The 24,380-nt window shown below is 63.5% G+C and carries 19 protein-coding genes, 1 tRNA gene and 1 rRNA gene; 7 read left to right on the forward strand and 14 right to left on the reverse strand.

The features are described from left to right. Positions 1–39: 39 nt before the first annotated feature. The 3 genes from AB0N72_RS07350 to AB0N72_RS07360 all read right to left on the reverse strand — a co-directional run bounded on the left by AB0N72_RS07350 (position 40) and on the right by AB0N72_RS07360 (position 2,942). Positions 40–1,734: an FG-GAP-like repeat-containing protein gene (locus AB0N72_RS07350; RefSeq protein WP_363930310.1), complete on the reverse strand. Its 1,695-nt coding sequence runs from the start codon at positions 1,732–1,734 to the stop codon at positions 40–42. 105 nt (positions 1,735–1,839) lie between these two features. Beyond that, positions 1,840–1,916, reverse strand: a tRNA-Thr gene (locus tag AB0N72_RS07355). Positions 1,917–2,063: 147 nt separating this feature from the next. Then, positions 2,064–2,942, reverse strand: coding sequence for a thioredoxin domain-containing protein (locus AB0N72_RS07360; RefSeq protein ID WP_363930311.1), 879 nt, complete (start codon positions 2,940–2,942; stop codon positions 2,064–2,066). A gap of 176 nt (positions 2,943–3,118) precedes the next feature. Between AB0N72_RS07360 and AB0N72_RS07365 the strand changes: the two genes are divergently transcribed. The 5 genes from AB0N72_RS07365 (at position 3,119) to AB0N72_RS07385 (ending at position 9,804) form a co-directional block, all read left to right on the forward strand. Continuing rightward, entirely contained in the window at positions 3,119–4,618 is a 1,500-nt protein-coding gene (locus tag AB0N72_RS07365; RefSeq protein ID WP_363930312.1) for a trehalose-6-phosphate synthase, read from the forward strand. Continuing rightward, complete coding sequence (gene otsB, locus AB0N72_RS07370; protein WP_363930313.1) at positions 4,608–5,405, forward strand: trehalose-phosphatase; 798 nt, start codon at positions 4,608–4,610, stop codon at positions 5,403–5,405. Before AB0N72_RS07365 ends, otsB begins: the two co-directional genes overlap by 11 nt. A gap of 205 nt (positions 5,406–5,610) precedes the next feature. Further along, complete coding sequence (ugpC, locus tag AB0N72_RS07375) at positions 5,611–6,693, forward strand: sn-glycerol-3-phosphate ABC transporter ATP-binding protein UgpC (RefSeq protein WP_363930314.1); 1,083 nt, start codon at positions 5,611–5,613, stop codon at positions 6,691–6,693. 88 nt (positions 6,694–6,781) lie between these two features. Beyond that, a complete protein-coding gene (locus AB0N72_RS07380) occupies positions 6,782–8,392 on the forward strand; it encodes a beta-N-acetylhexosaminidase (protein ID WP_363930315.1) in 1,611 nt (536 codons plus the stop codon). Continuing rightward, complete coding sequence (locus AB0N72_RS07385; RefSeq protein ID WP_018779875.1) at positions 8,389–9,804, forward strand: DUF4032 domain-containing protein; 1,416 nt, start codon at positions 8,389–8,391, stop codon at positions 9,802–9,804. The genes AB0N72_RS07380 and AB0N72_RS07385 overlap by 4 nt, the downstream gene beginning before the upstream one ends. On the opposite strand, the gene AB0N72_RS07390 is transcribed toward AB0N72_RS07385, so the two are convergent. The 8 genes from AB0N72_RS07390 to AB0N72_RS07425 form a co-directional block, all read right to left on the reverse strand. Beyond that, positions 9,801–10,484, reverse strand: a complete 684-nt coding sequence (locus tag AB0N72_RS07390) for a GntR family transcriptional regulator (protein WP_363930316.1) — start codon at positions 10,482–10,484, stop codon at positions 9,801–9,803. The genes AB0N72_RS07385 and AB0N72_RS07390 overlap by 4 nt on opposite strands. 95 nt (positions 10,485–10,579) lie before the next feature. Next, positions 10,580–11,065 carry a pyridoxamine 5'-phosphate oxidase family protein gene (locus AB0N72_RS07395; RefSeq protein WP_363930317.1) on the reverse strand — a complete coding sequence of 162 codons (486 nt, stop codon included), beginning with the start codon at positions 11,063–11,065 and terminating at the stop codon, positions 10,580–10,582. Continuing rightward, positions 11,043–12,362 (reverse strand): MFS transporter, encoded by a 1,320-nt coding sequence (locus AB0N72_RS07400; RefSeq protein ID WP_363930318.1) that lies wholly within the window; start codon positions 12,360–12,362, stop codon positions 11,043–11,045. The genes AB0N72_RS07395 and AB0N72_RS07400 overlap by 23 nt, the downstream gene beginning before the upstream one ends. Positions 12,363–12,511: 149 nt before the next feature. Then, a complete protein-coding gene (locus AB0N72_RS07405) occupies positions 12,512–13,975 on the reverse strand; it encodes an FAD-binding protein (protein WP_363930319.1) in 1,464 nt (487 codons plus the stop codon). A 108-nt stretch (positions 13,976–14,083) separates the two neighbouring features. Continuing rightward, positions 14,084–15,994 carry a glycoside hydrolase family 13 protein gene (locus AB0N72_RS07410; RefSeq protein ID WP_363930320.1) on the reverse strand — a complete coding sequence of 637 codons (1,911 nt, stop codon included), beginning with the start codon at positions 15,992–15,994 and terminating at the stop codon, positions 14,084–14,086. A 2-nt stretch (positions 15,995–15,996) separates the two neighbouring features. Continuing rightward, positions 15,997–16,929 carry a sugar ABC transporter permease gene (locus AB0N72_RS07415; protein WP_363930321.1) on the reverse strand — a complete coding sequence of 311 codons (933 nt, stop codon included), beginning with the start codon at positions 16,927–16,929 and terminating at the stop codon, positions 15,997–15,999. Continuing rightward, the gene (locus tag AB0N72_RS07420; RefSeq protein WP_363930322.1) at positions 16,929–18,566 is read right to left on the reverse strand and encodes an ABC transporter permease subunit; all 1,638 of its coding nucleotides are present in this window, start codon (positions 18,564–18,566) and stop codon (positions 16,929–16,931) included. Before AB0N72_RS07420 ends, AB0N72_RS07415 begins: the two co-directional genes overlap by 1 nt. Positions 18,567–18,664: 98 nt before the next feature. After that, positions 18,665–19,963, reverse strand: a complete 1,299-nt coding sequence (locus AB0N72_RS07425) for a maltose ABC transporter substrate-binding protein (protein ID WP_363930323.1) — start codon at positions 19,961–19,963, stop codon at positions 18,665–18,667. 219 nt (positions 19,964–20,182) lie between these two features. On the opposite strand from AB0N72_RS07425, the gene AB0N72_RS07430 reads away from it, so the two are divergent. Together AB0N72_RS07430 and AB0N72_RS07435 are read left to right on the forward strand one after the other, a co-directional pair. Beyond that, the gene (locus tag AB0N72_RS07430) at positions 20,183–21,910 is read left to right on the forward strand and encodes a glycoside hydrolase family 13 protein (protein WP_363930324.1); all 1,728 of its coding nucleotides are present in this window, start codon (positions 20,183–20,185) and stop codon (positions 21,908–21,910) included. Positions 21,911–21,930: 20 nt separating this feature from the next. Further along, positions 21,931–22,953, forward strand: a complete 1,023-nt coding sequence (locus AB0N72_RS07435) for a LacI family DNA-binding transcriptional regulator (protein ID WP_363930325.1) — start codon at positions 21,931–21,933, stop codon at positions 22,951–22,953. Positions 22,954–22,963: 10 nt separating this feature from the next. On the opposite strand, the gene AB0N72_RS07440 is transcribed toward AB0N72_RS07435, so the two are convergent. The 3 genes from AB0N72_RS07440 to rrf form a co-directional block, all read right to left on the reverse strand. Continuing rightward, complete coding sequence (locus AB0N72_RS07440) at positions 22,964–23,488, reverse strand: N-acetyltransferase (RefSeq protein WP_363930326.1); 525 nt, start codon at positions 23,486–23,488, stop codon at positions 22,964–22,966. Further along, complete coding sequence (locus tag AB0N72_RS07445) at positions 23,481–23,972, reverse strand: SRPBCC domain-containing protein (RefSeq protein ID WP_363930327.1); 492 nt, start codon at positions 23,970–23,972, stop codon at positions 23,481–23,483. The genes AB0N72_RS07440 and AB0N72_RS07445 overlap by 8 nt, the downstream gene beginning before the upstream one ends. A 96-nt stretch (positions 23,973–24,068) precedes the next feature. Further along, positions 24,069–24,185 (reverse strand): 5S ribosomal RNA (gene rrf, locus AB0N72_RS07450). Positions 24,186–24,380 lie beyond the last annotated feature (195 nt).

Raw genomic sequence — 24,380 nt, forward strand, 5'->3', positions numbered from 1 at the left:
GATCGTGCCGAGTTGTCGTCCTTGTGCTCCGAGGCTGAGTCAGACAACGGTGCTCATGACGTTCCAGCCCTGCCCCACCTGAACACGTGGCATCCACCCAGTGGCGCTGGCGCGAGGATAAAGCCACAAGGTTCCCGCAGTGTCGCGTGCCAGCACGTCTGCGCGGCCGTCCCCGTTGAAGTCGCCGGGCGCGATGATTGCGGTCATGACGTTCCAGCCCTGGCCGGTCTGAATCGGCGGGTACCAGCCGCCTGCCCCGTCTCCGGGATATAGCCACAACACTCCGGACGCGTCCCGCGCCAGGACATCAGGTTCCCCGTCTCCAGTGAAGTTTCCACCGCCAAGAATCGTCGTCATAACGTTCCATCCCTGACCAACCTGAACCCTGGCGGACCACCCACCGGCCCCGTTTCCCGGGTAGAGCCACAGAACCCCGGTGCGGTCACGGGCCAGGACGTCAGGAGAGCCGTCGCTGTCGAAGTCGCCTGGACCAATAATGGCGGTCATCGACTGCCAACCTTGCCCGACCTGAAGCCGCGGACGCCAACCGCCGTGTCCGTCGCCCGGGTACAACCACAGCAGACCCCCTCCATCTGTGGCGAGGACGTCAGCATTCCCATCGCTATCGAAGTCGCCACCCGCCACGATGGATGTCATGACGTTCCAGCCTTGGCCCACACGGCCCGGCGGGAGCCAGCCCCCGGCACCGGTCGTCGGATATAGCCAGAGCGCTCCGTTGGTGTCTCTGGCCAGCACATCAGTACGACCGTCAGCCGTGAAATCCCGGTTGGATGGATCCCGGATGACAGCCACTGATCCGTCCCGCGAAGGCACGTAAACCGTGTGCGTTGCTGGATCAATCAAAGGCGTGCCTGGATACGTGACATTGAAAGTCTGTGTCGTGGCGCTGCCGTGGATTACTGACACCTTGTCCAGGCCGATGTGTGTCACATACAGAGTGTGGGTTGAAGAATCCACAGCCACGAAACGAGGAAACTCCATGTACTGCTCGAACTCGATCGTCCTTACGACCCGGTCCCCGTTGACGACCGAGATGGTCCCGGCGAACTCCCCCGGAACGTAGACGTCGTGGGATACCGAATCCACCGCGATCGATAAAGGACCATGGCTGTTGGTAGGAATCGTCGCAGTGACCACACCATCATTGATGACCGAGACTTTGTTCGTGAAATAGTTGGCCGCATACACCGTATGTGTGGAGGTATCCACCCCAACCGCCCACACATAACCCTCGTCCAAGGCAATAGTGCCGGTGACCCTGTCGCCCTCAATAACAGTCAGGCCCGTGAGGCCGTTGGCGACGTAGACCTTCCCGGTGCCAGGGTCCACGGCGACGTCCATCGGCTGGTGCTCCACTGGAATCGTGGCTGTCACCGTCGTGCCATTGATGACCGAAACCGAGTCGCTGGCCTCGTTGACCACATAAACGGAGTGAGTCCGCGGATCCAGTGCCATCGCCTTAGGGAAGGCTCCGACGCCGACCTTGGCTGTCAGCACGCCATCCCTCAGGACCGAAACACTACTGCCATAAAGATCCGCAGTGTAGAGCGTACGAGTGGTCGGGTCATAGGCAACGGACGTGGGAACTCCGGAAGCCTGATAAGTAGCACTGATTTCAGGAGCCGCAGCTGCAGGAGGAACGCCCTGAAGTGCCCCAGCATAGACGAGCACCATAAGGATGGCGGTGCTGATACGAGCCAGATAACTGCGCATGCGGCTCACCCTACAGCCAGAGGGTTGCCGCTGCAGCCGTCCGGGGTGAACTCGCCCTTTTCGGACCCCTCCGTTCCGGCCAAATCGCCGAAATGAAGGGGTTCGTGGAGCCCCCTGTCGGATTCGAACCGACGACCCCCGCTTTACAAGAGCGGTGCTCTGGCCAACTGAGCTAAGGAGGCACGCTCCGGTATTCCGGAGCCAAGCGCCGAAGAGCGCTAGATAAGGTTAGCCCAGACCATTCCTTTCAACGAAATCTGCCTGGATCACAACGGCCGGCCACCTCGAACGCAAGGTGACCGGCCGCCGTCGTAATACCAGAGAGGGGTTTAGCCCTTTGCCGTGATGGCGGTCTGGATCTCGGCGTTGAGGTCCGTGGAACCGTCCCACTGCTTGCCGTCAACGAAGATGGTCGGAGTACCCGTGATGCCAATGGCGGCAGCTTCCTGGGTGGCAAACTTCACGTAGGGGCGGAACTGCTTGCTGTCGACGCACGAGTCAATATTCGCTGCGCCAACCTCCGTGGCCATGGCCTTCAGGTCCTTGTCCGAGATGCCCGCGCTGCCTTCGGCCGGCTGGCGCTCGAAGAGGAGGTTGAAGAAGTCCGCGTACTTCTCAGGCGAGGTGTTCGCTACGCAGGCTGCCGCGTTGGCCGCACGCGAGGAGTAGTTGGTGGTGGACTGCAGGTCGAGGAACCCGAGGGGGCGGTACTCGAGGGAGATCTTGCCGTCGTTGCGGAGTTGGGTGAGCGAGTCGCCGTAAGTGGTCTCGAAACGCTTGCAGACCGGGCAGATGAAGTCGATGTAGGCAATCACCTTGACGGGCTTGCCGGCTTCGGCCTCGCCGCCAGGAACAGTCACGGTCGCGGGCTTGGTTGCGGGAGCAGAGGGCACATCAGCTACGTTGACCGAGGCGGGCTCGGTCTTGACGACGTTGCTGCCTGCCAGCAGCGTGGTGCCGCCGTGGACGTTGCCGTTGGCCGGCGTCGGGCCCTGGTCGGCGACCGGCGCGTTGTTCTGGATGTTGCCGATGACGACGGCAGCGATGATGGCGATGATGACAACGATGGCAACCACGATGCCCCAGCCGACCAGAAGCTTGTTGCGCTTCTCCTTCTTCAACTGTTCTTCGCGGATTGCCCGCGCTTTTTCCCGTGCCTGGGCGGTGCGTTCAGCCTTTGACAGGCGGGATTCGTTTGCGGGGCTCATCAGTTCCTCGGGTTACTCGACGTCGTAGTGAATAGCTAGGGCAACGGGGACAGTTTACGGGAGCGAACTTGGAGCTCCACCGCACACCATCGTGCCCGGTTGTTGAACGATCAACCGCCCGGGAAGATTCCGCTAGTAGGCTGGGAGTTGAGTCACAGCAACCCCAGGGAGCATTAATGCAGGAACCGGCAAGCGAAAAACTCACAACCGAACAAGGCACAAGGTCCTCTCCGACCAAGAAGCCTACGGCGAGCAAGTTCGAGTTCATGGTGGTCTCCAACAGGCTGCCCGTGGACCGTTGCAGCGACGCCGACGGCGACGGCGGTGACGGCTGGCGCCGTTCGCCCGGCGGCTTGGTCACGGCACTGGCACCCATGATGACCAAGTCCGACGGCGCTTGGGTCGGCTGGCATGGCGCCCCGGACGAGACTGTGCGCCCATTCAGCCACGAAGGCATGGACCTGGTCCCGGTCCAGCTGAGCAGCCATGAGGTGGAGCTTTACTACGAGGGCTTCTCCAACGCCACCATCTGGCCGCTCTACCATGATGTGATTGCGCCCCCGGAGTTCCACCGTACGTGGTGGGATTCCTACCGCTCGGTCAACAAGAAATTCGCCGACGCCGTTATCCGCCACGCTGCCGACGGCGCCACCGTCTGGGTTCAGGACTATCAGCTCCAGCTGGTACCGCGTTTCCTCCGCGAAGCACGTCCGGACCTTAAGATCGGCTTCTTCAACCACATTCCCTTCCCTCCGCCGGAGATCTTCGCCCAGCTTCCGTGGCGCCGCGAGATCATCGACGGCCTGCTGGGAGCAGACCTCCTTGGCTTCCAACGGCCCAGCGATGCCGGCAACTTCATGCGCTCGGCACGCCGCTTCCTGGGTGCCAGCGTCAAGCAGCAGCAGGTCCACGTGAAGGGCCCGGATGGCGAGGTCACCCACATCGCCAGGGCCCAGGCCTTCCCGATTTCCATCGACGTGGACCAGATCCGCGAGCTCGCCGCGAAGCCGGAGATCATCGAACGCGCCAAGCAGATCCGCCACGACCTCGGCGATCCCAAGACCATCCTCCTGGGCGTGGACCGTTTGGATTACACCAAGGGAATCGGCCACCGCCTGAAGGCCTTCGAGGAACTCCTGCGTGAAGGCAGCATCAAGGTGGAGGACGCCACGCTCATCCAGGTGGCAAGCCCCAGCCGTGAGCGCGTGGAGCAGTACCGCCTCCTGCGCGAGGAGATCGAAGGCACTGTCGGCCACATCAACGGCACATACGACACCATCCAGAACACGGCCGTCCGCTATCTGCACCACAGTTACCCCGTTGAAGAGATGGTGGCGCTCTACCTCGCCGCGGACGTGATGCTGGTGACGGCCTTGCGCGACGGCATGAACCTTGTGGCCAAGGAGTACGTCACGGCACGCTCGGATGACGACGGCGCGTTGGTCCTGAGCGAGTTCGCCGGAGCCGCCGACCAGCTCAAGCAGGCTTTCCTGATCAACCCGCATGATATCGACGGCCTCAAGTCCGCCATTTTGCGTGCCGTGAACCTGCCGCCCAAGGAAGCCCGCCGACGCATGAAGCTGATGCGGAAGCAGATCCTTGACCACGACGTCGACTACTGGTCAGCAGCGTTCCTGGCCGCCTTGGAAGAAAAGGTGGTCCGCGATGACAGCTGAAAACCTCACCCTGTCCCCCGAACTGCTCGAGGCCGTCCGGCGTATTTCCAGCACAGAACAGTTGTTGGTGGCGCTCGACTTCGACGGAACGCTCTCGCCGATCGTTGACCGTGCCGAGGACGCGCGGCCCCTTCCGCGCTCGGCGGCAGCATTGGAGGCTCTCGCCGAACTGCCACGCACGACGACGGCACTCATCTCGGGCCGGGCCCTGGACAGCCTGCGGCTGGTCGCCTCTCCTCCGGCCGACACGCTGCTGATAGGAAGCCACGGCGCGGAGGTGTGGCTGGGCGAAGGTTCCCTGGGCCTGGAACTGGACGAGGAGCAACGGAAGAAGCTTGCCGCCGTCCGCGAGGTCCTGGCCGAAATCGTGAACATCGCCCCCGGCACGGTTTTGGAAGACAAACCCGCCGGAGTGGTCCTCCACACCCGGATGGCCGATGACGACGTGGCCGAAGACGCTGTCGAGGCCGCCACCCGGGTCCTGAGCGAGCATCCCGGCGTATACCTGAAGACGGGCAAACGGGTTCTGGAGACCTCCGTTGTCCATGCTTCCAAGGGCGAGGCCGTGGAATTCCTGCGCCAGGCGACAGGTGCCACAGCCATCCTGTTTGCCGGGGACGACGTCACGGACGAAGACGCCCTGGGCCGGCTCATGGGTGACGACGTCGGCATTAAGGTAGGCCTCGACTTCACCCAGGCGCAGTACAGGGTGGAGGCTCCCGTGCACGTGGCGGAGTTGCTGGAAGCACTCTTGCGGGAACGGCGCCGGGTAACCGCCGAGGCTTAACAGTGAGGAACGCAACATGTGACGTTCGTAACATTTAGGTGGTTAGTCAAAAAGTCTGACATACTCTTGGTTGTGATGTGACGCACAGTACCGTGCGGCGTCACACGATCCTCCCCGGCCTCAGGCCGGGGAGTTCAACTGAAGAAAATGAACCATTCACAACGGATCGTCCGGCACGTACCTGCCGGTGAAGGGATTGATAACTGTGGCTACAGTTACTTTTGATAACGCTACGCGTCTGTACCCGGGCACAGATAAGCCCGCCGTCGATAAACTCAACATCGACATCGCCGATGGCGAATTCCTGGTCCTCGTTGGACCCTCCGGTTGCGGTAAGTCCACCTCCCTGCGCATGCTCGCAGGTCTCGAGGATGTGAACGCCGGCCGCATTCTGATCGGTGACCGTGACGTCACTGATGTTCCGCCGAAGGACCGCGACATCGCAATGGTCTTCCAGAACTACGCCCTCTACCCGCACATGACTGTTGCGGACAACATGGGCTTCGCACTGAAGATCGCCGGCGTCTCCAAGGAAGAGCGCGCAGAGCGTGTCCGCGAAGCCGCCAAGCTCCTTGACCTTGAGCAGTACCTGGACCGCAAGCCGAAGGCCCTCTCCGGTGGTCAGCGCCAGCGTGTTGCCATGGGTCGCGCAATCGTCCGTAACCCGCAGGTCTTCCTCATGGATGAGCCGCTGTCCAACCTTGACGCCAAGCTCCGCGTCCAGACCCGTACGCAGATCGCATCCCTGACCCGCCGCCTCGGCGTCACCACGGTTTACGTGACGCACGACCAGGTCGAGGCCATGACCATGGGTGACCGCGTCGCAGTGCTGAAGGACGGCCTGCTCCAGCAGGTTGACACCCCTCGCAACCTTTACGACAAGCCGAAGAACGTCTTCGTTGCAGGCTTCATCGGTTCCCCGGCCATGAACCTGCTGGAACTGCCGGTCGTCGACGGCGGCGTCCAGTTCGGCGGAACGGTCTACCCGGTGCCGCGCGACGTCCTCCAGGAAGCCCACGGCCAGACCGTCACCGTCGGCTCCCGTCCCGAAGACCTCGAGACCGTCGGCAACGGCGAAGGCCTCCAGGTTGAGGTGGACGTGGTTGAAGAACTCGGTGCCGACGCCTACGTCTACGGCCACACCATCCTTGATGGCAAGAGCCACGACATCGTTGCTCGCGTCGATGGCCGCCGCCCCCCGATGAAGGGCGAGTCCATCTTCGTACGTCCGCAGTCCGGCCACGTGCACCTGTTCGACACCAAGACGGGCCTGCGCCTGGGCGACTAATCGCGTCTGTACGTTCCGCATTGTGATGGCGGCCCGACCCTTCCGGTCGGGCCGTTATCGCGTTAACCTTCTTCCCGGAAAGAATGGCATGAACACCACAGATACCCTGATTCCACGGCCATCCCACGTTGCCCTTCAGGACGGTCCGGCCTTCGCACTCGCCCCAGGCGCCAGGATCGCGGCCACCGGTCCGGCCGTGCAGGTCGCCGAGCAGCTGGCCGCTCTCCTCCGCAGCGGCACGGGGTACGAACTGCCCTTGGCTGCCGAAACCCGCCAAGGGGACATCTCCTTGGAGTTGCTGGAATCGTTCGACGGCGGCCCGGAAGCATACGAACTGAACGTCACCAAGGATGGGGTCAGCCTCGCTGCGTCCACCTCCGCGGGCCTCTTCAACGGAGTACAGACGCTCCGGCAACTCTTCCCGGCAGCCATCGAAGAAGGCACCCCGACCGGAAACCGCGACGCCGGCACCTGGGTGATTCCCGCCGTCGAGATCATGGATGCACCGCGTTTCGCCTACCGCGGCCTCATGCTGGACGTTGCCCGCAACTTCTTCACCGTTGAGGAGGTGAAGGAGCAGATAGACGTCATGACGCAGTTCAAGTTGAACGCCCTCCACCTGCACCTCACGGACGATCAGGCGTGGCGCATCGAGATCCGCGAGCCCGCCGAAAGCGAGCCCGCCGAAAACCGGTCCGGCTTGCCCTATTCCAAGCTGACCGAAGTGGGCGGAGGCGGCGCGGTAGAGGTTCCCACCGCGGTGCCGGTCCGTGGCAAGTCCGGCTTCTACACCCAGCAGGATTTCAGCGAGATCCAGGCCTACGCCGCAACCAAGAACGTGCTGGTGATACCGGAAATCGACCTCCCGGGACACGTCAACGCGGCCCTCGCAGCCATTCCGCAGCTCAACCCGGACGGTCGGGCAAAGCCCATGAGCACCACCTCGGAAGTGGGTTGGTCTACCTTGAGCGCGGAGCTCCCTGCGACGTACGAGTTCGTCCGGGAGGTCCTTGGGCAACTTGCCGTGATCACGGAGGGCCCTTATCTGCACATCGGCGGCGACGAAGCCCTGGTCACCGGGCACGATGACTACGTGGCCATGATGCAGCAGTTCGTCCGGATCGGCGCGGAAACCGGCAAGGTGGTGGTGGGCTGGAACGAGTTCGCCGCCGTCGAGCTTCCGGAAGGTGCCGTCATCCAGTACTGGCACGGCGATTTTGCCCCGGTGGTGCAGCAGGCGGAATCTGCAGGCGCCACAGTGATCATGTCCCCGGCCGCCAACACCTACCTGGACCAGAAGTACTCCCAGGACAGCCCCATCGGCCTGTCCTGGGTTGAAGGCGGGCCGTTCACCTGGGCCGAGTACTACAACTGGGATCCGGCCCAGGGCGGCTTGGACGACGCACAGATCCTGGGCGTCGAAGGCCCACTCTGGACCGAAACCGTGCGCGACAACCAGCAGGCGCAGTGGCTGCTGTACCCGCGCGCCATTTCCCTTGCGGAAGTCGCCTGGTCCGGACAAGAGGTCCGCAACGCCGGTGACTTCCGACGGCGGCTGGGCGCCCTGGGTGGGCGCCTCACCAAACAGGGGGTCGCCTTCCAGGAGGCGCCCGACGTCGAGTGGTCCGCCCCGCCGGCAAGTCCCTTCGCGGCCCCAGGTACGGCCGCTTCCCCCGAGTACGGAACAATTGAGGCATGAGCGAGCAAAACGAAGCCCAGTGGCACGACGAACCCACCGACTACGGGCAGATCGGCAAGCTCCCCCGGACCGAGGCCGCGAGCGCACAGGATGCTGCCCCTCCGGCGAGCGTCATCGGTTCACTGAACATCACGGCAGCTACGGCAGATCCGGAATTGCTGGACCTTCCATGGCACATTGCCTTGGAGGACTGGCCGGCTGAAAACCTTGCCGCGCTCCCCCGCGGTATTTCCCGGCACATTGTCCGCTTCGCGCATCTGGGCGGTTCGGTTATCGCCATCAAGGAAACCTCCGAGCATGTGGCACGCCACGAGTACCACATGCTGCGCAAGCTGGCCCGACTGGATGTTCCGTGCGTTGAGCCGGTGGCTGTCATTACCGGCCGCACCACGGCAGATGGCAGGCCGCTCAACCCGGTGCTGGTCACCCGGCACTTGAAGTTCTCGATGCCTTACCGCGCTCTGTTCTCGCAGATGCTCCGCAAGGACACCCTGACCCGCCTGATTGACGCGCAGGCACTGCTCCTGGTCCGGTTGCACCTGATCGGTTTCTACTGGGGCGACGTTTCGCTGTCCAACACGTTGTTCCGCCGCGACGCAGGCGCGTTTGCCGCCTACCTGGTGGACGCCGAGACCGGTGAGCTCTACCCGGACCTCTCCATGGGACAGCGCGAATACGATCTGGAGATCGCCCGCGTCAACATCGCTGGTGAGCTGATGGACTTGCTGGACGGCGGCCTGATCGAGGAGAAGGTGGATCCTGTAGCCACCAGTGAGCTGATCATGGGCAGCTACCGACGGCTCTGGACCGAACTCACGGAGAAGGAATCGTTCGAGCTCGGCGAACGCTGGCGGGTGGGTGCACGTATCCGGCGGCTCAACGAGCTGGGCTTCGACGTGGAGGAATATGCCATCAAGACCACAGCGGATGGTTCCACCATCCAGCTCCAGCCAAAAGTGGTCGACGCCGGGCACCACCAGCGGCGCTTGCTGCGCCTGACCGGTCTGGACGCCCAGGAAAACCAGGCCCGCAGGCTCCTCAATGACATGGACCAGTTCCGGGCAGACAACAACCCGGACCTGGATGAGGAAATCAGTGCGCACATCTGGGTCAGCCAGATCTTCGAGCCGATTGTGCGTTCCATCCCAAGGCACCTCGCCGGAAAGCTGGAGCCGGCCGAAGTGGTTCACGAGGTCCTCGAGCACCGCTGGTACATGAGCCAGAAGCAGGACCGGTACGTTCCCTTGGCTGAAACCGTGCAGTCGTACCTGGACACTGTGTTGCAGCACCGCCGTGACGAGGCTGCGATCATGCTGAACCCCGACACGGAATTGCTCAAGATCCTTGAGGTCGAAGTGGAGGAGTCCGGCCGGTACGACGACGAAGACGAGTACCCGGACGCCGACGACTAAGGTTCCAGGGTCTCCGCCAGTCCATTCAGCACAGGCTCGCGGCCCAGCTCAATGTGGGAATACGCCAAGGAGTAAGCCAGCTCGGGCTTGCCCTTGAGTATCGCGTTGCACAGTTCTGTGTGTTCGTCGCGCTGAAGCTCGTTGCTGCGGTTGTGCGTGAGGCCGAAGATCCAGCGCATGCGCCCGAACAATGGCTTCACGGATTCGATCAGGAGGCGGTTCCCCGAGAGGCGCACGATTTCGGCGTGCAGCTCAGCGCTGATCAAGGCGACGTCGTCGGCGCGTTCCTCGTCAATGGCGGCCGTCGAGGCCTCCATCAGTTCCTGCAACCGGCCGCCGTCGCCGCCTGCGGCCACACGGGTAGCGGCCATTTTGGCGGCGAAGGTCTCCAGGCAAAGCCGGACGTCGAAGAGCTCATTGACGTCGGTGAGCGTCAGTTGCCGGACCACGGCACCGCGTCGGGGGAACGTTGCCACGAACCCGTCCTGCTCCAGGCGCTGGATGGCCTCACGGACCGGGATGCGGGAGACGTTGTAGATCTCCGAAAGTTCCCGTTCGCGCAGCCTGGCACCTTGGGCGTATTTGCCTGCGACAATACCTTCCAGTACCAGTTGGTAGACATTCTCCGCGCGGGCCTCGTCATCGCGGCCATTCCCGGTTTCCGGCGTCGCCTCAGCCACTGTGGAACTTCCCTTCACTCCTGCGTACGTCACCGGCGGCGCCGGTCAGCGTTCGAACCGAGCATACACGGGAGGAAACAGCGCGTGGACGGGGCCTATTCGCCCCTCATCGTGGGGGCCTCATCCAGCGGAGTCCACCAAGTTTCCGGCGGCGTGACCTTGAAGCGGCGGCCCGTCACAACCGAGGGGATGATCCTGATGAATTGGTCCTTCTGGCCCGCCTCCCAGGGGAAGAGCAGAAGTCCAATGGTGTCCAGTACTTCCTGCGTCAGGCTCACTGCCGTGGCCTGCCCCTTGACTACCACGCTCCATGCCACGCCCGTTTCGGCGTTCACCCCGTCGGCCTCGATGGCCACGGGCGTGTCACTGAGTGCGGCGTGCAACTTGGTGCCTTCTCCCGTGCGGAACACCATGGTGCCGTGGTCCACCTTGTAATTCACGGGAAAGATGTCCGGGTGGTGGTCCACAATGACGGCCAGGCGGCCCACGGAGACACCGCGGAGGAGCTCCCAGCATTCGTTGGTTTCAAGGACTTCCGTGGCGGGACTGCTTGGCTGGTTAGTCGATGATGAGTTGCTCATACCGCGAGGATACGCCGCTGGATTGCCCTCTGACAGTACCGGCGCCAACGCTCACCAAGGGGCCGCGTATGGCGAAGAACCCTGCCATGGCCAGCACCACCGCTTCGGCAGCGAGAGCCCAGAATGTCACTTCCCAGCCGCCTGTCACAGTGTGCAGCAAACCCGCCGACAACGGACCCAGCGAGGCCAACGCGAATCCGAGGCCCTGGCTCATCGCTGACAGCTTCCCGGCCGACTCAGGTCCGGCTGATCGGATTACCACCAATGCCATGCCGAGTCCGAATCCAGCACTTTGCACAATCCCCAATACGCCCACCGCCACGAACTGCAGCTCAGCACGGGCTGTGAGGACCCCAATCAAGGCAAGCGCCACCGAGAGTCCAAGACCAGGGGCCAGGATTCGAAGGACCGCCGGACGGCTTGCCAGGACGGGAGCGAGCAGACTGGCAGGGAGCCCTGCGAGGCTGAACCAAGCCAGGAGCGCGGCGGAATCAGCGGATGCAATGCCACGGGATACCAGGTAGACAGCCAGCCAGGAGGTGATGGCGAAGTACAGCATGGCCTGCAGGCCGAAGAACGCCGTGACCGCCCACGCCGTGCGTTGCCTTCTCAGCGGGGCCTTAACGTCCGACGGCGGGACGTCCGTCGCCGCTGCTGCCGCGCCGACGGTCCGGGCAGGACGGCTTAACGGGGCAGGCGCCGACGTCGTGGTGTCCCCTGTCCCGTGGATCAGGAACGCGCCGAGGAGGGCCGGGACGGCCCATGCCGCCAGTGCTGGGGGAAGGTTGCCGCCGAACGCCTGGCCAAGCGGCTGAACCAGGCCGGCACCGAGCGCCGCGCCGAGGCCGAATCCCATGGTGCACAGACCAGTCCACCAGCCAGTCCCCCTGTAGGCCTTGACGATCTGCGGCACCAGCACGCTGGCGGTCATGATCGCCATGCCGGCCAGGAATGTCCCTGGCAGCAGGAGAGTCGGCACGGTCGCGCGCACGACGAGCGCCACGGCCAGTACAAGGAGCGCTGCACCAACTGCCCGGCCGGTCCCCAGGCGTCGCGCCAACCATGGTCCGATCGGCCCGGACACGCCGAAGGCCAACACGGGCAGAGTCCCCAACAATGGCAGGAAAGCCGGATCCAGGCCGAACACGCCGGGTACCTGTTTCATCACCCCTGCGACGGTGGTGATGGCGGGACGAAGATTGACGGACACCAGCACTAGGGCAAGCAGGACCAAAGCCGTAGTGGCTCGGGAGCCACGTCCCGAAGGTGGGGGCAACGCCCGGCGCTGTTCTGGCACGTCAATCTCCTCATGATCTCATTTGGTATACCAAGCAAGACTATGAGGAGATTGATTGGAAGTAAATCCGCAAACGATAGCGCCCCTAGTTAATGGGAAGAACGTTACCGATAGATTTGGGATACCAATGGCCGCCAGTGCGACTGCCCTTAGATTGCCTTCCCCGGATTCAGGATCCCCTGCGGATCGAACAACTCCTTGATCCTCCGCTGCAGCTCCCGCACAGGCCCAGCCTGCTCCAGGCCAAGCCACCTCAGCTTGTACTGCCCAATGCCGTGCTCCCCGGTAATGGTGCCACCCATCTCCAGTCCTACCCGGATGGACTCATCCAAAGCCGCATTGAGCCGCACCAACGCGTCGGCATCTGTAGCCGGATCTACGCGGTCCATCCAGAAAGTGGGATGCAGGTTGCCGTCGCCGGCGTGGGCGACAACCTTGAGGCGGACCTGGAAGCGCGCAGCCATTGCCTCGAGTTCGGCCACGAAGTCCACCAGGCGCGAGCGTGGAACGGCGATGTCCTCCCCTACCCTGAATTCGTCGTCAACTTCCACGCCGCGGCTGTTGCGGCGCAGTTCCACCAACATCTCGGCTTCGGCACTGGCTTCCGTGGTCACGGTGGCGCCGCCTTCGGCGAGGACTTGACGGACGACGTCGGCCTCCGCGGCCGCACCGAAGCCGTCGGTTTGGATCAGGAGCAGGGACTTGCCGCGCTTTTGCAGGTCACCTCCGTGCAGTTCGTCCAACTGGACCAGGGTCCCGTTGTCCAGCAGTTCCATGATGGCGGGCTGCACCCTCGCCTTCCCCACGGCCAATACGCCTGCGGCAGCACTGCGGAAGTCCTGATAGAAGGCTGCGATGGTGTGGACCTCGCGCGGCAGGTATTTGAGCCGGACGGTCACCCCCACCACGATGCCCAAGGTTCCTTCCGAACCCACCAGCAGCGCAGTCAGGTCATAGCCCGCAACGCCCTTGAAGGTCTGGTGGCCGGTGTGCATCAGCGAACCGTCCGCCATGACAACGTCCAAGGCGAGCACGGAATCGCGCGTCACGCCGTACTTGGCGCATCGCAGCCCTCCTGCGTTGGTGGCTACGTTGCCGCCGATGGTGGACATTTTGTAGCTGGCCGGGTCTGGGGCATACATGAGGCCGTGTTCGGCCGCTGCAGCGTTCAGCTCGGCGTTGATGACGCCGGGCTCGACGACGGCGGTCTCGTCATCGGGGTTGAGGTCCAGGATGCGGTTCATCCGTTCCAGGCTCAGGACAATGCAGCCTTCGGTGGCGTGGGCCCCGCCGGAGACGCCAGTTCCTGCGCCGCGGGCGACAATGGGAACCCCGTGGGCGGCACAGCTTCGAACCACGTGCTGGACGTCCTCCACGGATTCGGCCCAGACGACGGCCAAGGGAAGGTGCCGCTCCACCAAGGGGCCCTGGTCAGCCGAGTAGACCGTGCGCGTTTCCTCGTCGCGGGTCAGCTGGCCGCCACCAAGGCCCGATGCCAGTTCCTGCAGGAAGGCCTGGTGGTGGGCCGTGCCCTGCGCTTCCTCCCCGACGCCGGCAGTGCGGCTCTTGATGCTTTCTGCTGATGTTCCGGCGATGGCCGTTTCGTCCGACAAGACATTCCCTCCACATGAGGACCGCGGACACGCCAAACCGGCAGTCTTCGCAGTCTTTCAGGCCCAGTCTAGCCAGAGCCGTGGGCCCGGCACTGCTGCCATGGGAACCTACAGGCGCGAAACGGCGGTTCCGGGGAGCTCCCAGATGCCCGCCGACGGCCCGCTGGACACCAGGGTCACGTCGTCGACGCCGCAGGGTCCGGCTGGTGCCGACGTCACGGTCCCTGACTGGTGCAGTGGCGCGCCAAGCAGTCCTTGCAGTTGCGGGCCGGAAAGGACGGAGGCGTCCAGGACGACAGAAGCATTGCCTCTTGCCGCGAAAACCAGCACCGAGGATCCGGCACTTTCCCGGAGGAAGACCAGGGCGTCGCCCTCCGCATGGAGCCAGCGGATTCCGCCGTCGGTCAGTGCGGGGAGTTGTTTGCGGAGCCGCCCAAGGCTGGCATGGAGGGAGCGCAGATCATTGACTACCCGGCCGGGAGCATCCCAAGGCATGGGAGTCCGGGAATCCTCCCCGTTGAAGCCCTCCAGGCCGAACTCGTCGCCGGCAAACATCACCGGAACTCCGGGCAAGCAGAAGGTGAGCGCAGCGCCGACTTCCGGGCCGCCGTCGATCATCACCGTAGTGGCCCGGGCGGTGTCGTGGGTATTGAGCGCGTTCATGTTGTTTTGCCGCACACCCCAGCTAAATCCCGAAACCAGGTCTTGATGCGTGGCCAGGAATTCCTCCGCCGCGATCCTGTTGGGCCCCGATTGCGGTGAACCGAAGAAGTTGACCTGCGGCGCATCCTTGGCCAGCCAGGACCACAGGGGGCGCGTCAGGTTGGAGTAAGTCATGGCACCTTGCCAGTGTTCGCCCGTGACGTCGGGCGCAGCGTCCGAGGTGGATTCTGCCAGCAGCGCCGCGTCCGGATTGATCTCCCGGACCCGCTGCGCAATGAGCCGTGCGACGTCATGGTTGAGGTCCACGGCTCCCAGCCGTCCGGTCATGTTGCCGACGTCGATCCTCCAGCCGTCCAAACAAAAGGGCGGCTTGAGCCATCGCGACACAACGGAATCCTCGTCCGTCACGAACCGGCGGCGCAACGCCGCTGAGGACCAGTTGAATTTGGGCAGCGACGGTACGCCCCACCAGGACTCGTAGCCCGAATGGTCCGGGGTGAAGTAGTAGTAGCCTGCTTCCTCCGAGCCGGGATCTGCGAGCGCTTTGGCGAACCACTCGTGCGCGGCGCCCGAGTGGTTCGCGGTGAGGTCCCCCATGACTTTGATCCCGCGGGCATGCGCGGCTTCCACCAGCTCCACCAGGGCTTGGTCCCCTCCCAAAAGTGGGTCAACGGCGTCGAACGTGGAAGCGTCGTAGCGGTGGTTGGAGCGGGCCGGAAAAAACGGTGTCAGGTACAGGATGTCGACGCCAAGCTCCTGAAGGTGGTCCAGCCTTTGCGTGATCCCCGGCAGGTCGCCGCCGTAGAACTGGGTAGCCGCTGCCGCCCCCGTCCCCACCACCGGTTCGTCCCAGGAGCATGGAATGGCCCAGTCAGGAACAGGGTGCGCCTCCGCTTGGGCGGAACGGGCGAACCGGTCCGGGAACACTTGGTACATGGTGCCTTTGCGCAGCCAATCCGGCGCCGGCGCGAACGTCGTCAGCCTGAAATCCGCGGCATCGGACACGTCCCGGCCGAACAAGCCCTGGGCGTTGAGGTTCCAGTACCGCCTTCCGACCGTACTGCCGGCGGCAGCACCGGCGTCGGGCGTTTCGGTAACTTCCAGCAGGAAGCGGTACCTGGCCACGGGGTTGGCCACCAGCATGGCTGCCTCCCACCAGTCCCAGCCATCGGCTGCGCCCAGGCGGATGGCGGCATCGTACCGGGGCTCGCCATCCTGGACGGAACGGGCCCAGACTTTCGACGCCGGGCCCCACCCTTGCGGGACCCGCACCCGGAGGCGGACGGTTTCGCCAAGGGACGCGGAGGCGGGCGAATACAGTGCTGAGCCGTCGTGGTGTGGCAGGGCAATGGGCATGTTCAGCCTTTCACGGAGCCGGCTGTGAGGCCGCTGACGATGTACTTCTGCAGGAAGAGGAACAGTGCCATGACCGGGATGGCGGCGATCACGGCACCAGCGGCGAAGACACCCCAGTTTTCGGAGCGCTGCTGGGCGACGTAGGAGTAGAGTCCCACTGCCAGAGTCTGGCTGTCCGGATCGGTGAGGACCACACTGGCGATCACGAACTCGCTGGAGATTCCGATGAATGCCAGGAGCCCCACGACCGCAAGGATCGGAGTTACCAGCCGAAGGATGATGCCGAAGAAGATCTGGACATGGCTGGCGCCATCAATCTTGGCTGCCTCGTCCAGGGATTGCGGAACTGTGTTGAAGAACCCATACATGAGGTAGGTGTTCACTCCCAGCGCTCCGCCGAGGTACACCATGATCAGGCCCAGTTGGCTGCCCAGGCCCAGCGCCGGGATCACCTGCGAAATGCCGCTGAGGAGCAGGAAAATCGCGACGACGGCCAACAGTTGCGGGAACATCTGCAGCAGGAGCAGCGTCAGCAGGCCCACCCGGCGGCCCTTGAAGCGCATGCGGGAGAATGCGTAGGCGGCCATGGCGCCGAGGAAGACCGTCGCGGCCGAGGTCACCACGCCCACCACCAAAGTGTTCATGAACCATCGGCCGAACGGCCGGCTGGGATCACTGAACAGGGCCACGAAGTTCCCGGTATCGAACCGTGTGAACAGTCCGTTGGAACCTACAAGGGTGCCGTTGGAATCCAGTGCCGCGGAGAGCACGTACAGGAGGGGGAACACAGCGAAGACCGTGGTCGCCACACCCACAAGGTGCCGCCACCCCTTGTCCTTGAACCAGACCCCGAATGGACGGCGCTTGGGCGCCAGAGGCGGGTGGCCGCCGTCGAACGCTTTTTCCAGAGTGGAGGCGGGTGTTCGTATGCTCATCAGTTCACGTCCTCGAGTGCTTTGGTCTGCTTGAAGCTGATGGCCGAAATGGTGGCCACGATGATGAAGATGATGATGGCCAAAGCGCTGGCCAGTCCGTAGTCGCGGCCTGTTCCCTGGCCGAAGGCCACCTTGTAGACCAACGTGATCAGAATGTCGGTGGCGCCGATGTCGCGGTCGGTATCGGCGAAGCGCGGGCCGCCACCGGTGAGCATGTAGATCACGTTGAAGTTGTTGAAGTTGAATGCGAAGGATGAAATCAGCAGTGGCGCAACGGACACCAGCAGCAGGGGCAGTTTGATGGAACGGAACACGCGCCAGGCCGATGCGCCGTCCATGCGGGCGGCCTCATCGATTTCGGAGGGCAGGGATTGGAGGGCGCCCGTGCAGACCAGGAACATGTACGGGAAGCCGAGCCAGACGTTGACCACCAACACACTGACCTTGGCCAGGACAGGATCTGTGAGCCATCCGATGTGCGCACCGCCCAGGAGCGTTTGGTTGAGCCAGCCAAATTCGGGATTCAGGATGCCGGACCACACAAGGCCCGAAAGGAATGCCGGGAAGGCGTAGGGCAGGATCATGAGGATCCTGTACACCTTCTTGCCACGGAGGTCCTCACGGTTGAAGGTGATTGCCAGGAAAAGGCCCATGACGAACGTCAAAGCCACCGAGGCGATGGAGAAGGTGAACGTCCACAGGATCACTCCGAGAAGCGGTCCGCGCAGGCTGGGATCCGTGAAGGCGCGGGCAAAGTTGTCCATGCCCACGTCGATCTTCCAGCCCGTGGCCAGGGTCTCGCCCTTGGCATCGGCGAACGCACCCTTGCCGTTGTCCTTGTACTGGATGCCGGATTCAGTATCCGTGAAGGTGTCCGTAGCGGCGTCGTAATTCAGCGCGGGCTTGAACTGGTACGCGGTGCTGCCATCGGCAGTGCGCAGCGTTCCGTCTGCCGGATCGTTGGAAACCGGCACAGTAACTTTCAGGATTTCCTGCTGGTTCGCCACGATTTCCTGGAACTTCAGGGTCCGGTATCCAGGCAGTGAGTTGGCCTTGCCCGTGGAATCCTTGCCGGCGTCCGAGGCTTCGGCGAGCGGCTGGTCCGTGCTTCCGATCTGAACCTTGCCGGACGGATCCGTGAACAGCAGGTAGAAGTCGTTTCCCTTGGTAAGCACGGAGGCCCTGTACGCAGGCGAATTCGGAACCCGCTTCTGGGCCGTCAGCTGAATGGCCGAGATGGCATCTTCCTTGGTGCTGTTGTGGCCATCGCCGTAGTTGGTGAACGCAATGTAGCCGCTGAATGCCACTACAAGAACCTGGAAGACCAGCAGGAACAGCACACCGGGGGCGAGGTACTTGGCCGGGAGCCCACCTTTTCGAAGGTAGATCCAGTTGATGGCAAGTACCACCACGGCGGACACCGCCAGCGCGGCCCACGACTGGCTGAAAAAGAGCATCATCAGCACGTACACGGCGAAGGCATCCACCAGGCCCAGCAGGACAATCTTGAGGATGGTGCCCTTGAGCGAGTCCGGGTGGCGCTTGGCGGTGGGACGTCGCGAACTGCTGCGGGGCAGCGTGGTTGCTTGGGGCGGGGCTGCGGACAATCGCGGTTCTTGGAGATCTGGCTTTGGCATTGTGGATCCTTGGGTATTGCGGTTGGCGGCAGGCAGGGCCGAGCGGTGGGATGCCGCCCGGCCCTGGCCGGACCGGTGGTGTTATCCGGTTTGCGGCGTTAGCCGCCGATCTTGGCCTTGATGCTGGCGGCCATCTTGGTCCAGGCTTCAGCGGGGTCGCCCTGGCCCTTGATGATGGCGAGCTCTGTGGCGCCCCAGTCCGCCCAGACAGCGCTCATTTCGGGGATGGCCGGCATGGGAACACCGGTAGCGCCGATCTTTCCGAAAGCTTCCACTACGGGATCGCTGGCGGCCTTCTCGAAGGAAGACTTGAGCGCCGGCGGACGGCCACCGGCCGCGTACATCGAGTCCTGCGCCGATTCGGACGTGAGGTAGTTGGTCACGAACTCGTTGGTGGCCAACGCATTGGCGCTCTTGGCGCTGATGAAGAAGCCGTTGACGCCGATGAACGGCTGGGCAGGTTCTCCACCGGTGGTGGGCAGCTCATCCACCGCGAACTTGATGCCCTTCTTCTGGACATCCGGAACATTCCAGGGCCCGGTCAGGAAGTACGGGGACTCCCCGGCCAGGAATTTCTCCTTGGCGATGTCGCCAGTGATGTTGGAGTTGATGATCTTTTCGCCGGCATCTCCCCAGGCGGCCAGCTTCTTGGCGAACTCGACGCCGGACGCGTCGCCGATGAGCAGCTGCTTGGCGTCATAACCGCCGTCCGCATTCTTGCCGAAGACCTGCGAACCCATGGAGGACTGCAGAGGGTACAGGTGGTAAGGATCGCCCTGCTTGGGGTCCATGCCCACCAGGAACGGGAACGTTGCTTTGCCCTCGGCAACGGCCTTCTTTCCCTTGGCTACAACTTCGTCCAAAGTGGCAGCCTTGCTGTCCACGATGCTGGTGTTGCGAAGCAGCGCGATGTTCTCAATGGCATACGGGACACCGTAAACGGCACCGTTGTAGGTCATGGCCTTGATGGAGGAATCCTGGAACTGTCCGGCTTTGTCACCAAGTTCCACCGGAGCGATGACGCCGTTCTGGACGAACTTGCCGATCCAGTCGTGCGGACCAACGATGAGGTCCGGTCCCTGTCCCGTAGGAACCTGCGTGATGAAGTCGTCGCGGACGGCGGCAAAATCCTTGACCACGAGCTTCACTTCAATGCCGGTATCCGACTTGAACTTCTCAGTGATGTCCTTCAATGCCGGGGAGCGCTCTGCGTCTACCCACATGGTGATGACTCCGGCACCGGAAGCCTTGAGGTCAGGCTTTGATGCTTCTGAGCTGGGTGAGGTGGAAGCGCTTCCTCCGCAGGCGCTGAGCGCCAAGGCGGCCGCCACGGAGATCGCCCCGGTGGTGAAAACGCGGCGGGTGGTCTGAGTCGCGAGGGTGTTGTGCACCTTCATTGGTGTCCCTTTCGTTCTTTTCCTTCGACGGCAAGGGCTCTGAACCCGGTCGCATCGTCGGTGACATGGCTCACAACTGCAAGCGCTTCCAAACCCTACAGTGCATTGGCTGCATTTGGAAAGCGACTGTCCATCGAGGCTTCGCGGGACTGCGTAATATCAGCAGCCTTAGGACTGGAAGCGTTTACATTTTCGGAAGTTCTCTTCTACGATGACTCCATGTCCGTAGATTCCCTGCTCCAGGTTGAGGCCCACGAGCCTCCTGCAGCCTTCACCCACATCACGCCAGTCCACGAGGCCTCCAGAGCTCATGGATGGTGGCGCTCCGCAGTGATTTACCAGATCTATCCGCGGTCCTTCCGGGACCTCAACGGGGACGGCGTAGGAGACCTGGCCGGCATCACCGCCGAACTCACCAAACTCGCGCAATTGGGAGTCGACGCCGTCTGGTTGTCCCCCTTCTACCGCTCACCGCAGCGCGACGCCGGTTACGACGTCAGCGACTACTGCGACGTCGATCCCCTCTTCGGGACCCTGACGGACTTCGATGCCCTCATTTCGGAGGCAAACAGGCTCAACCTGCGGGTTATTGCAGACCTCGTCCCCAACCACTGCTCCGACCAGCACGCCGCCTTCCAAACGGCGCTGGCTGCCGGTGCCAACAGCCCCGAGCGGGACATGTTCATCTTCCGGGACGGGCTGGGACAGGAGGGGAACGAGCCGCCCAACAACTGGCAGTCACACTTTGGCGGACCGGCCTGGACGCGCATCCTCGAAGCCAACGGAGAGCCCGGGCAGTGGTACCTGCACCTCTTCGATTCCTCGCAGCCGGACTTCAACTGGGACAACCCGGCAGTCCACGCCGAGTTCGAACGGGTGCTCCGGTTCTGGCTGGACCGCGGCATCTCGGGCTTCCGTGTGGACGTGGCCCATGCGCTCGTCAAAGCCCGGGGCCTGCCCAACTGGGGTGGCAGGGCCGACGGCAACAGCTCGGAAGGATTCCCGGGGCAGGACGCACCCATGTTCGGCCAGCCGGCATTGCACGACATCTACCGCCGCTGGCGCTCCATCCTGGAAGAGTACGGCCCGGACCGCATCCTGTGCGCTGAGGCCAACGTCGATCCCCTCCCCCGGCTTGCCCAATGGGTCCGCCCGGACGAGATGCACCAGGCGTTCAACTTCCCCTACCTGCATGCCGGATTGGACCTCCACCGGCTGCGCCACATCATCACCGACTCGCTGATCTCGCTGGACGCCGTGGGCGCGCCGAGCACCTGGGTCCTGTCAAACCACGATGTCGTCCGGCACGTTTCCCGTTTCGGCTACAACGGCCCGGGACCACGCGACGGTGACGGCATCGGTCCCGACGACGTCCAACCCGACGAAGAACTCGGACGACGCCGGGCTGCCGCGGCCACCATGTTCATGCTCGGCCTGCCGGGCGGAGCCTACCTCTACCAAGGTGAAGAGCTGGGCCTGCCCGATTCCACCAGCATTCCCGGAAGAATGCGCCAGGATCCAACGTTTGCCCGCACTGGCGGGGCCAGGATCGGCCGCGATGGCTGCCGGGTACCCCTGCCGTGGCGTTCCGCAGAGCCCAACTCCGGATTCGGCCATGGCATGGAACCCTGGCTGCCCCAACCTGAGTCCTGGCCCGCACTGGCGAGGGACCAGCAGGAGTCCAATCCGGCGTCGCACCTTAACCTGTACCGTTCGATGCTTGCCGAACGGGCCCGGCTGGGTCTCGGCGCGGGATCCCTCGCCTGGGTGGAGGACTACTGCTTCGGGTCCACGCTTGCCTACCTCAACGGGAACACCCTGGTGATCATGAACGTCGGCGACGAGTCCCTTCCACTCCCGGAAGGCGAGGTCATCCTTCGCAGCTCCGCGGCGGAAGGCACGCATCCACTAGGCTCAGGGGAGACAATCTGGCTCTCAGCCAGCTAACATCCCCACCGAGGAGCAGCATGACCGGCATCAAGGACGTAGCCGAGCGCGCAGGCCTGTCCGTTGCCACAGTTTCACGGGCGCTGAGCGGGAAGGGCAACGTCTCCCCGGGTAGCCGGGAACGCGCGCGTGCGGCGGCCGCCGAACTCGGTTTCGTGTTGTCCTACCATGCCTCGAGCCTCGCCTCGGGCCGCACGCACAACGTCGGCCTGGTGGTGCCCTCGGTCCACCGCTGGTTCTTTTCAGCGGTGATCGAGGGCGCCTCAGCCGCGCTCCTGGAGGCCGGCTACGACCTCACCCTGTACAACATCGGCGAGAACCCGGCCCACAGGCACAGCGTCTTCAGCGATTTCCTGCTGCGCAAACGCGTGGACGCAGTAATCGCGGTTTCCCTGGAACTGAGCGAAAGCGAGATCCAGCAACTCCACGCCATGCACCGGCCCATCGTCGGAATCGGCGGTCCCCTTCCGGGTGCATCCACCATCAGGATCAATGACGCCGGCATCGCAATCAAGGCCACCAACCACTTGCTGGGCCTTGGCCACACCAAGATTGCGCACATCACGGGTAACGAAGCCTACGACCAGGACTTCCAGCTCCCCGGAACCCGCCGCGGCGGTTTCGAGAAAGCAATGAACGACGCCGGCTGCCCGGTCAGGCCCGAGTGGATCGTTTCGGCTGACTTCACCATCGAAGGGGCTTACGCGGCTGCGCGCCAACTGCTCGCCAGTGCGCCTGACAGGCCCACAGCCGTCTTCGCGGCCTCTGACGAGATGGCGATCGGTACCATCCTGGCCGCACGGGATTTCGGGCTGCGCATTCCGGAGGACCTTTCCGTCATGGGCATTGACGGGCACGACCTCGGCAACGTCCTGGGCCTGACTACCATCGACCAGGACGCCAAGGGACAAGGGGCATTGGCCGTCCGGACACTCCTGGGCGCCATCAACAACGGACTGGTCCTTGAGCCGGCCGACGCCGAACATCCCACGAAGCTGGTGGTCCGGACGAGCACGGCCGTCCCAAAGAAGAGCCTGCCCTAGGGCGGTCCCCCTACGCCTCGAGCCGGCGCTCCATGACGAGCTCAAGCTTGGAGGTGTCCTGCGGGTACTTCCTGCTGCCTCCTGTGGCGTGGAACCCATGGCGTGCATAGAACGCCATGGCCCGCGCGTTGTCCTCATGGACGCCCAGCTCCAGGCTTTCGGCGCCAAGCTCCAGCCTCGCGGCTTTGCACGCGCATTCTAGGAGCTCATCCGCCAGCCCGAGGCCGCGGTGTTCCGCAGCCACATACACGCTAAGGAGCATTGCCCGACGAAGATTCCGGGGTTCCTGGGGAGGCGTTGCAACTACCCGCATCAGCGCACAGAGCCTGGACCCGTCCGCGCCACCGTCTGCCACCAACGTGATGCTGCCCTCTCCCGACATGGTGGCGGCACGCTCGCGCCACTGGCTGTCCGTCTGCCGGCGCGCAGCCTCCAGAGTCTCCACATAGGCCATGGGAGTGTCCGCCAGCATCTCCAGGCGGATATTCTTCAGCAGTTGCCAGTCCTGTGCCCCCAGCCTGCGGACCCTAGGCAACTGCTCCGCCCATGAAACGAACGTAGCGCTGCAGGACGCGTGGCCAGCCCTCAGCGTAGGAGGCCCGTGACGCCGCAGGATCCTCGGCACCCTCCCAGCCATCGTGGATCAGCCGTACCTCGGTACCACCCTCCACAGCACTGAAAACCACCCTGATCTCTGTGGACCACAGGGGTGTGCTGGCGGGGTACCAACTGGCATGGAAGGACAGGGGCGGCTGCCAGTCGTCAATGGTCCCCCACACGGAGGTGCGCCCGTCCTCGGCCGTCTCCAGAATAAGGTTCTCCTCGAACTCCACGTGGGAACCCGCCCCGTAGACACTCTCCTCTTCCAACGGCCACCACAAGTGCGGGTGGTCGGTGAAGCCTTGGAAGGCGTGCGATACGTTCGTGGAAACAACAACGCTGATGATGAGGGGTTCAAGGTCGTCGCTGCCCTGCTGGGACTCTGGCTCCGACTCGGGGTGGCTGAAGAGGTTTTCCATGACCACCAACTCTACCCGTGGGCTGGGTTTACGGTTTCTGGGTTGTTTTAAGTGCGAAGAGCCCCGACCGTGTGGTCGGGGCTCTTGCTAATGTGTGTCCGGCGGTGTCCTACTCTCCCACACCCTCCCGGGTGCAGTACCATCGGCGCTGTGGGTCTTAGCTTCCGGGTTCGGAATGGGACCGGGCGTTTCCCCCACGCTATGACCGCCGTAACCTTTGTACCCGTCCCTGCCCCGGTGTGGGGTGGGTGGGAAAACTTGTGTGGTTACAACTGTGGTGCTGGTGCTGTTCAGTTGTGTTGTGTTGTTGTTGGTTCCTGGAACGGTTGTTGTTCGGGAACCACATAGTGGACGCGTGCAGTGTGTGTTGTGTGGTGTAAGTTGTTGGCCTATTAGTACCGGTCAGCT

Origin of the sequence: Paenarthrobacter sp. NPDC089307 (assembly GCF_040685055.1) — a bacterium.
Lineage (GTDB): Bacteria > Actinomycetota > Actinomycetes > Actinomycetales > Micrococcaceae > Arthrobacter.